This is a genomic window from Aeromonas molluscorum 848, from assembly GCF_000388115.1.
In the GTDB taxonomy this organism is placed as follows: domain Bacteria; phylum Pseudomonadota; class Gammaproteobacteria; order Enterobacterales; family Aeromonadaceae; genus Aeromonas; species Aeromonas molluscorum.
In genome coordinates, this window is the sequence record NZ_AQGQ01000175.1 from 1 (window position 1) to 8034 (window position 8034).

9 protein-coding genes and 1 pseudogene are annotated in these 8034 nt (G+C 56.6%); 5 read left to right on the forward strand and 5 right to left on the reverse strand.

Features of this window, described 5'->3' with window-relative positions:
* Both G113_RS17310 and ruvX read left to right on the forward strand, forming a co-directional pair.
* The coding region (locus tag G113_RS17310; RefSeq protein WP_005907857.1) for a YqgE/AlgH family protein at window positions 1-290 on the forward strand (290 nt) is incomplete at its 5' end.
* A 33-nt stretch (window positions 291-323) separates the two neighbouring features.
* On the forward strand, window positions 324-749 hold the full coding sequence (gene ruvX, locus G113_RS17315) for a Holliday junction resolvase RuvX (RefSeq protein WP_005907859.1): 426 nt from the start codon (window positions 324-326) through the stop codon (window positions 747-749).
* 115 nt (window positions 750-864) lie between these two features.
* On the opposite strand, the pseudogene ampC reads toward ruvX, so the two are convergent.
* From ampC to G113_RS21195, 3 genes and pseudogenes are all read right to left on the reverse strand, one after another.
* Window positions 865-2031: pseudogene (ampC, locus tag G113_RS17320) on the reverse strand (FOX/MOX family class C beta-lactamase).
* Between the two features lie 254 nt (window positions 2032-2285).
* Window positions 2286-3716 (reverse strand): alanine/glycine:cation symporter family protein, encoded by a 1431-nt coding sequence (locus G113_RS17325; RefSeq protein ID WP_005907861.1) that lies wholly within the window; start codon window positions 3714-3716, stop codon window positions 2286-2288.
* A 399-nt stretch (window positions 3717-4115) separates the two neighbouring features.
* On the reverse strand, window positions 4116-4391 hold the full coding sequence (locus G113_RS21195) for a hypothetical protein (RefSeq protein WP_152436095.1): 276 nt from the start codon (window positions 4389-4391) through the stop codon (window positions 4116-4118).
* 39 nt (window positions 4392-4430) lie between these two features.
* Here G113_RS21195 and tal point away from each other — a divergent pair, with 39 nt between their 5' ends.
* Window positions 4431-5384: a transaldolase gene (tal, locus tag G113_RS17330; protein WP_005907862.1), complete on the forward strand. Its 954-nt coding sequence runs from the start codon at window positions 4431-4433 to the stop codon at window positions 5382-5384.
* 165 nt (window positions 5385-5549) lie between these two features.
* Window positions 5550-5732: a DUF3545 family protein gene (locus tag G113_RS17335; protein ID WP_005907863.1), complete on the forward strand. Its 183-nt coding sequence runs from the start codon at window positions 5550-5552 to the stop codon at window positions 5730-5732.
* A gap of 132 nt (window positions 5733-5864) precedes the next feature.
* Here G113_RS17335 and G113_RS17340 read toward each other — a convergent pair whose 3' ends face one another.
* Both G113_RS17340 and ung read right to left on the reverse strand, forming a co-directional pair.
* Complete coding sequence (locus G113_RS17340; RefSeq protein WP_005907864.1) at window positions 5865-6410, reverse strand: hemerythrin domain-containing protein; 546 nt, start codon at window positions 6408-6410, stop codon at window positions 5865-5867.
* An 80-nt stretch (window positions 6411-6490) separates the two neighbouring features.
* Window positions 6491-7159, reverse strand: a complete 669-nt coding sequence (gene ung / locus G113_RS17345; RefSeq protein WP_005907865.1) for a uracil-DNA glycosylase — start codon at window positions 7157-7159, stop codon at window positions 6491-6493.
* Window positions 7160-7631: 472 nt separating this feature from the next.
* On the opposite strand from ung, the gene grcA reads away from it, so the two are divergent.
* Window positions 7632-8012: an autonomous glycyl radical cofactor GrcA gene (gene grcA / locus G113_RS17350; RefSeq protein ID WP_005907866.1), complete on the forward strand. Its 381-nt coding sequence runs from the start codon at window positions 7632-7634 to the stop codon at window positions 8010-8012.
* The last annotated feature ends 22 nt before the right edge of the window (window positions 8013-8034 follow it).

Consider the following 8034-nt stretch of genomic DNA (forward strand, 5'->3'; position numbering starts at 1 on the left):
GTTTCAACTCCAGCCTGCAGGTCAGTGACGAACTCATGGTCACCACCTCCAAGGACATACTGGAGACCCTGGGCACGGAGCTGGCACCGGATCACTATCTGGTGGCGCTGGGCTACGCCGGCTGGAGCGCAGGCCAGCTCGAGCAGGAGCTGGTCGACAGTGCCTGGCTGGTGATACCACCGGACAAGGCGCTGCTGTTCGATACTCCGACTCACCTGCGCTGGCAGCAAGCTGCCGCCAGCATTGGGGTCAACCCCTTGCACCTCTCCAGCGACATAGGGCACAGCTAAGCCTGGCCCTTCCCTCACCTCACAGGAACAGACATGTCATCAGCGCGCAGCATCATGGGCTTCGATTACGGCACCAAGAGCATAGGGGTCGCCATCGGCCAGGAGCTCACCGGCACGGCGCAACCCTTGCGCTCCCTCAAGGCCAATGACGGCGTACCCAACTGGGACGAGATAGAGAAACTGCTCAAGGAGTGGCAACCGGACTTGCTCATTGTCGGTCTGCCGCTCAACATGGACGGCACGGACCAGGAGATCACGGTGCGGGCCCGCAAGTTCGGCAATCGGCTCCATGGCCGCTTTGGCAAGCAGGTCGAATTCAAGGATGAACGACTAACCACCACGGACGCCCGCGCCCGTCTGTTCGAGCGCGGCGGTTACAAGGCGCTCGACAAGGGCAGCGTGGATGGCGTCTCGGCCCAGCTTATCGTCGAAGCCTGGATGGAAGAGCAATACGGTTAGGGGTCATCGCAAAGAGAGCCTCCTCCTCGGCCAGTGCGAGCACGCCACTGGCGACCCTGAAAAAGTGCGCCGGGGCAGCCCGGCGCACTTGTATCCGTTATCTATCGAGCAAAGGCTAGTCAGCCAGCTGACTCAGGATGTGGTGAGCCGCCCGGACTCTGGCTTCAATGGGATAGTTGCGATTGGCCAGCATGACGATGCCGATCCCCTTGGCGGGCACGAAGGCCACATAGGCACCGAAGCCGTTGGTCGAGCCGGTCTTGTTATAGAGCCTCTGCACGCCCATCTCTTTCGGGCTCGCGAACCCGGCCACCGGGTTGGCCTTAAAGCTGACCGCCGGCGAGTTGCCCGTCAGCAGCGTCTGCTCGGTGACGGGATAGGCATAGCTCTCCCAACCCAGCCCCTGGGTCATCCCCCCCACCGAGAAGAAACCTTGGTGGGTCAGCTCAATCGCCTGTTTGACCTCGCTATCCCCCTGATACCTCATGTTCGCCTGCACAAAGGCAAGCAGATCCGCCGAGCCGGTCTTGATGCCATAGGCCTCTGCCGCCAGCACGCCCGGATTGACCCTGACGGGCTTGTCTTCCTTGGAGTAGCCATAGGCATAATTCGCCATGGCCGACTCAGGCACCTGGATATAGGTGTGATGCAGACCGAGCTTGGGCAGCAGGGTCTGGCTCATCAACTGCTCGAAGGGCTGGCCCAGGCTATTTGCGGCGAGATGGCCAAAAAGGCCAATGCTGGGATTGGAGTACTGGCGATGAGTGCCTCCTTGATAAGCGGGTGACCAGTGGCGTTAATAAGCCCGCATCTGGTCGGTCGAGTCCACCTCATCCGGAAACTGCAACGGCAGGCCGCCCGCGCTGTAGGTGCCAAGCTCCGCCATGGTGATGCCGTCAAATGCCGAGCCTCGCAGCCAGGACGCATGCTGGCTCGCCTTGTCATCCAGCTTGAAACCACCCTTCACGGCGGCATAGGCGCCAAGGGTTGCGGTCAGGGCCTTGCTGACCGAACCTATCTCGAACAGGGTCTGCTCACTGACCTTGGCCCCGGTAGCCCGATCTGCCACCCCATAGTTGAAGTAGTGCGCCTTGCCCCCTTGGAGCACGGCGACCGCCATGCCCGGGATCCTCTGCTCTTTGAGCAGGGGCTGGATGCTGGCATCGACCAGCTTGTTCAGGGTATCGGTTTGAATGTCGGTGGCAGTGTTGCCCGCCTGAGCCAGGCCGACCCAGAGCAGCGTGCTCGCTGCCACCCAGTTAATCCGCTGTCGTTGTTGCATTGGGTTTTCGTCCTCTTGTTTATCGGATGCCACCGTCACGGTGAGCAGTGAGACCAGCTTAGGTGGCCAGCATGTGCTGGATATGAAGTCATGTGAAGTCTGGGTGAAGTGGCGCGAGAGATGGTGATGGCATGGCTTGCTCGCCGCCACGGCGGCCGATGACCAGCACCGCAGCCCCGCACGTCGCGCCCACTGCCGAGCCATAGAAAAAGGGGAGCCACTGGCTCCCCTTTTTATCGGTCTGACTTGATGCGTTATTTCTTGGCTGGGGTATCCCAGATCCCCGCTTCCAGCTGGCTGCGGATCTCCGGGTACTTGTTGGCATCGAAGGTCGGCACCTTGCCCAGCTTGAGCTGATCGTTGTAATCCTTGGCCAGCTTGATGGCGACCCCGGAGAGCAAGAGTATGGCAACCAGGTTGACGATGGCCATGAAGCCCATGGAAACATCTGCCATGGCCCACACGGTCGGCAACTCACCCACGGAACCAAACATCACCATGCCGAGCACCAGCAGACGGAACAGCAGCAGGCCGCCCTTGTGGTTGTGCTCGAGGAAGATGAGGTTGGTCTCCGCGTAGGAGTAGTTCGCCACGATCGAGGTAAAGGCAAAGAAGAAGATGGCGGTGGCAATGAAGATATTGCCCGAGCTGCCAATCTGGGACGAGAGCGCCCGCTGGGTCAGCTCAACCCCCGTGATGCCAGAGCCCGGCTCGAACTGGCCCGACATCAGAATGATGGCGGCAGTACAGGTACAGATGACGATGGTGTCCATGAAGACTCCCAGCATCTGTACATAACCCTGAGAGGCCGGGTGTGGCGGATAGGGAGTGGCAGTCGCGGCAGCGTTGGGGGCTGACCCCATACCGGCCTCGTTGGAGAAGAGACCGCGCTTGATACCATTGATCATCGCCTGGGAGATGGCGTAACCCATGGCGCCGGAACCGGCCTGCTCTATGCCAAAGGCGGACTTGAAGATAAGGGCAAACACACCGGGCAGTTCGGTGATGTTCATCGCCACAATGACCAGGGCCAGCAGAATGTAAGCCAGGGCCATGAAGGGCACCACCAGCTCGGCGAAGCGGGCTATGCTGCGGATGCCGCCGAAGATGATAAGGCCCGCCAGCAGTACCAGGACGATACCGCTCATCCAGTCAGGAATGCCGAACGCCACGTTCATGGCCAGGCTGATGGAGTTGGCTTGCACGGCGTTGAATATCAGACCGAAGGCCAGCAGCAGGCAGAGGGAGAAGAGCACCCCCATCCAGCGCATGCCAAGGCCGCGCTCCATGTAATAGGCAGGACCACCTCGGTAGTTACCGTCCTCATCCTTGACCTTGTAGAGCTGCGCCAGGGTGCTCTCGACAAAGGCGGTCGCCATGCCGATAAAGGCAATCAGCCACATCCAGAAGATGGCACCCGGGCCACCCAGATAGATGGCAACAGCGACGCCGGCCAGATTACCCGTGCCCACTCGGGCCGCCAGACTGGTACAGAGCGCCTGGAAGGAGGAGATGCCAGCCTTGTCAGATTTTCGGCTGTTACGCAGTACCGAGAACATGTGGCCGAAGTGGCGGACCTGGATAAATCCCAGGCGGAAAGTGAAGAAGATGCCGACCCCGATCAGCAGGTAGATGAGCACGGCTCCCCACATCAGGTCGTTCAGTAAAGCTATTAAGGTATCCATAATTCTCTCGTTGTTATTCACATCCATGGCCAGTCTGCGCTGACCGCTTTGCTGTATGTTGCCAAATAAGCTTTCTGCTAAAGGGGCGGAATCTAGCATAGCGTGCTGATTCAGAATAGTGATCCAGGTCACCCTGATCACAAAAAACGAGCGATGGCGGGCCTAAAAACAACATTTATTCCGCAAACATTCAACAAAAACGATAATCCATACCTAATGTGGGTATATTTATCCCGAGCAGGGATGCAGGACGGCACGGCCCTGCTTCTCCGATCTGCGCGCCATCGTTTGCTCAAACGTTTCCCCTGAACCCTGACAAAAACAGCCGGCTTTTTGAAAAACGTTTTACATGTAATAAAATTTCAAGTAGTGGCCATGATATTTTTTGTGATCAATCACTCAAATATGATAAAAAGCCAAAAAAGGTGGCGTTAACAAGCCGCTCGATAGTGCGATAACCGCATTAAAAACATCATATAAATCATGAGCTTTAACCATGATGCACCCCAAGAGCCACGCCGCTGTTCGATCCCTGTGCAATCCCCCCTCTTGCGGTAGGCCCTTCAACTGTATTAAGTAGGCAAACAGTGTGGATGGGGTCTCCTCATCCAGCAGTTCTGAGCGTCTGCCGCCGCGTTTTTGTAATTTTGTTTCAAAACGTACCGCCCACGCCATCACCCTGGGATGACTCCCCATTAAGAGATGATATTTGCCATGGCCGATAAATTAACTCAGCTCAAAGCCCTGACCACAGTCGTTGCCGACACCGGTGATATCGAAGCCATCAAGCGCTACCAGCCGACCGACGCCACCACCAATCCTTCATTGGTGCTCAAGGCCGCCGAGATCCCCGAGTATGCACCGCTGATCGACGACGCCATCGCCTGGGCCAAGGCCCAGAGCCAGGACCAGGCTCAACAGCTCATCGACGCCGGTGACAAGCTGGCGGTCAATATCGGTCTGGAAGTGCTCAAGATAGTACCGGGTCGCATCTCCACCGAAGTGGATGCCCGCCTCTCCTTCGATACCGACGCCAGCATCGCCAAGGCCCGCAAGCTGATCCGTCTCTACAACGAAGCCGGCATTGCCAACGATCGCATCCTGATCAAGCTGGCCTCCACCTGGGAAGGGATCCGCGCCGCCGAAGTGCTGGAGAAAGAGGGCATCCAGTGCAACCTGACCCTGCTGTTCTCCTTCGCCCAGGCCCGCGCCTGTGCCGAAGCCGGTGCCTTCCTGATCTCCCCCTTCGTGGGCCGCATCCTCGACTGGTACAAGGCCAAGCACAACCGTGACTACACCCCGAGCGAAGATCCGGGCGTGGTATCCGTTACCGCTATCTATGACTACTACAAGCAGCACGACTACCAGACAGTGGTTATGGGCGCCAGCTTCCGCAACACCGGCGAGATCCTCGAGCTGGCTGGCTGCGACCGCCTGACCATAGGCCCCGCCCTGCTGGAAGAGCTGAGCAAGAGCGAAGGCGCCGTGGTGCGCAAGCTGAACTACACCGGCGATCGTCTGCCTAAGCCGACGCCGATGAATGAAGCAGAGTTCCGCTGGGAGCTTAACCAAGATGCCATGGCCGTTGAGAAACTGGCCGAAGGGATCCGCATGTTTGCCGTCGATCAGGGCAAACTGGAAACCATGCTGGCCAGCCGCCTGGCTTGAGTCTCCACCTGCTGAAAAAACCGGGCACCCTTTGGGTGCCCGGTTTTTTTTCGCCGATTAATTTAGCCAATTGAACCCTGTCATATGAATGTCACGAAAACGTTTTAATTTCCATAACACTGTGTTATACGATTGATGAAAAGAATAACAACCAAGGAGGGATCCATGGATATGTTCAGCTATGACGTTGAAGATGTTGTTGAGCTGGGTTCACGCGGTCGCGGGACAACGGGAAAAAAACGCAAGTGGAGAGAAATCGAGGCATTGAAGGATAAGCATCGCTTGCAGAAGGAGCTGCAGTCGATCGATATCACCTACGATGGTCTCTCCGAGGAGATAGTGCTGTAAAAGCATGAACTCTCATAAAAAGACCCCGTCTCTGCGGGGTCTTTTTATTTCAGCCAAGCAGTCGTTTGCCCCGTTCTCGCGCAAAAAAACCGGCCCGGCATCATGCCGGGCCTGTTTTTATGGCGTAGCCAGCTAGCTGGCAGGCAGAGAGAGGCGGCGAGCCAACTCCTGAAAGTGCTGGCTTACCTCGGGTCCGAACAGGGGATCACCTATGGCACGGTTTTGCCACTGTTGCTCAAGTTGGCGCCAGTCATCTTCGGTCAGAGCATCGCGCAGATGCGGGAAAACCACCCCTTCTTCATAGTTCATATGGCCCTCTTGCAAGATGATGAACTGGGCCAACTTGGCGGTAAACTGATCCAGGGGAATGACGGCATCCAGCAGGATCATCTCCACCATCTCCTTCAACTGGGTACCGGTCTCGGCCAGACAGGCATGCTCCAGTTGCAGCCGTTGGCTAACTTCTCCCTCGACCAAGCGGTACTTTAGGTAGTAGTCATAGATGAGATCTTCCTTGGGATGGTGGTACTTATCCGCCACTTCCAGCAGATAGTCGATCACGTCACGCACCAGCGCATAATCGACCGGCCGCTCCTCATTGATGGCATTGAGCTTGCTTTTGAGCAGATCCAACAGTCTGGCTATGTTGAGATGATCCTGGTGCAGCTTGGCTAACATGGGCTCTCCTTAGCTTAAAAATGAGCATATCCGTCTTGAGTATACGGCCATTTATCCCCTCAACTTTGCCCTCAATCAAGTCAGACGCAGACAGAACACCAGTCGACCGGGCTCTGGCTCTGCTCAACCAGCAGGCGATTCGTCTCAGTGAAGTGACCACAGCCGATAAAGCCGCGATGGGCTGAAAGCGGGCTGGGATGGGGCGCTGTGAGCACATGGTGACGCTCCTTGTCGATGAAACGCCCCTTCTTCTGGGCATGGGCGCCCCATAACAGAAACACGACCCCTTCCCGACTGGCATTAAGCTGCTCTATCACCCTGTCGGTGAAAGTTTCCCAACCCAGCGAGGCGTGAGAGTGAGCCTGGCCAGCCTCAACGGTCAGCACCGTATTAAGGAGCAGCACCCCTTGCTTGGCCCAGGACTCGAGGAAGCCATGGTTGGGGATGGTGAAGCCGGGCAAGTCCCGCGCCAGCTCCTTGTAAATATTGACCAGCGAGGGTGGCGTACGGACGCCGGGCAATACGGAGAAACAGAGGCCATGAGCCTGGCCCGGGCCGTGATAGGGGTCTTGTCCCAGGATCACCACCTTGACGTCCGCCAGCTCGGTCAGTTTGAAGGCATTGAACACCTCGCTTGTCGGAGGGTAGATGAGTTTGCCCGCTTCCCGCTCAGCCCTGACCGCAGCCAGGGTCTGCTTGAAATAGTCCTGCTCCTTCTGGGAGCCAATCACATCCGTCCAGGTCAACACCGGGATACCTCGTTCTCAATTTCTGCAAGGAGCCCAGAATAGGGGGAGGAACCGCCGGACGCAACCAGAGCTGACTCAGACTCGCCCCAGTAAAAGGACTGAAATAAGGGAGCAGAGAGCGAGCCCCCGGTCATATCCCGTCACTGGCCTGTGTTTATCTATTTAGCCAAAAAGAAGATAAGATGTAGTTAAATTACTAGATTAAGAATTGGAAAGGTGCATAATTAAGTTATCTTACCTGTTGGTGTAAATGACTTAATATTGATTAAACTCAACGAATTAAATGTCTGAAAGCGTCACTTTCCGGACATTTTTTGATTTGGATCAAACTTGGTTTTATTACCAACGTGTTATATATGACCCCATCAAAGTAAAGGTGTAAGGCAAGCGCCCGTTAAGGCTGTTTCAGTTATTTTCAGCACATTTGGGTAATTTCCTTACAGTGGATCCGCTTTTAATGAGGAGTCATGCCATGATCAAGGGCATTCAAATCACCCAGGCCGCCAACGCTGCGCTGCTGAATTCTTTCTGGCTGCTGGACGAAGAGCAGCAACAGGCTCGCTGCATTTGCGCCAAAGGCGACACCTTTGCCGCCGATCAGGAAGTCAAACTGTCCGATCTGGGCCAGTTCGAATATCGCGAGCTGCCGCTGCAAAGCGACCCGGTCGTCGAAGGTGGCCAGCACCTTAACGTCAACGTGCTGAGCCGCGAGACCCTGGAAGATGCCGTCGCCAACCCCGAGAAATACCCCCAGCTGACCATACGTGTCTCCGGCTATGCGGTGCGATTCAACGCCCTGACTCCGGAACAGCAGCGCGACGTTATTACTCGTACCTTCACTAAGAGCCTGTAAAATCCGGCTTCCGGTACGCAAT

Bases quoted from the DNA above. Each gene is read 5' to 3' on its own strand.
- ruvX (WP_005907859.1), top strand. From the start codon at position 324: ATGTCATCAGCGCGCAGCATCATGGGCTTCGATTACGGCACCAAGAGC.
- G113_RS17325 (WP_005907861.1), bottom strand. From the start codon at position 3,716: ATGGATACCTTAATAGCTTTACTGAACGACCTGATGTGGGGAGCCGTG.
- G113_RS21195 (WP_152436095.1), bottom strand. From the start codon at position 4,391: ATGGCGTGGGCGGTACGTTTTGAAACAAAATTACAAAAACGCGGCGGC.
- tal (WP_005907862.1), top strand. From the start codon at position 4,431: ATGGCCGATAAATTAACTCAGCTCAAAGCCCTGACCACAGTCGTTGCC.
- G113_RS17335 (WP_005907863.1), top strand. From the start codon at position 5,550: ATGGATATGTTCAGCTATGACGTTGAAGATGTTGTTGAGCTGGGTTCA.
- G113_RS17340 (WP_005907864.1), bottom strand. From the start codon at position 6,410: ATGTTAGCCAAGCTGCACCAGGATCATCTCAACATAGCCAGACTGTTG.
- grcA (WP_005907866.1), top strand. From the start codon at position 7,632: ATGATCAAGGGCATTCAAATCACCCAGGCCGCCAACGCTGCGCTGCTG.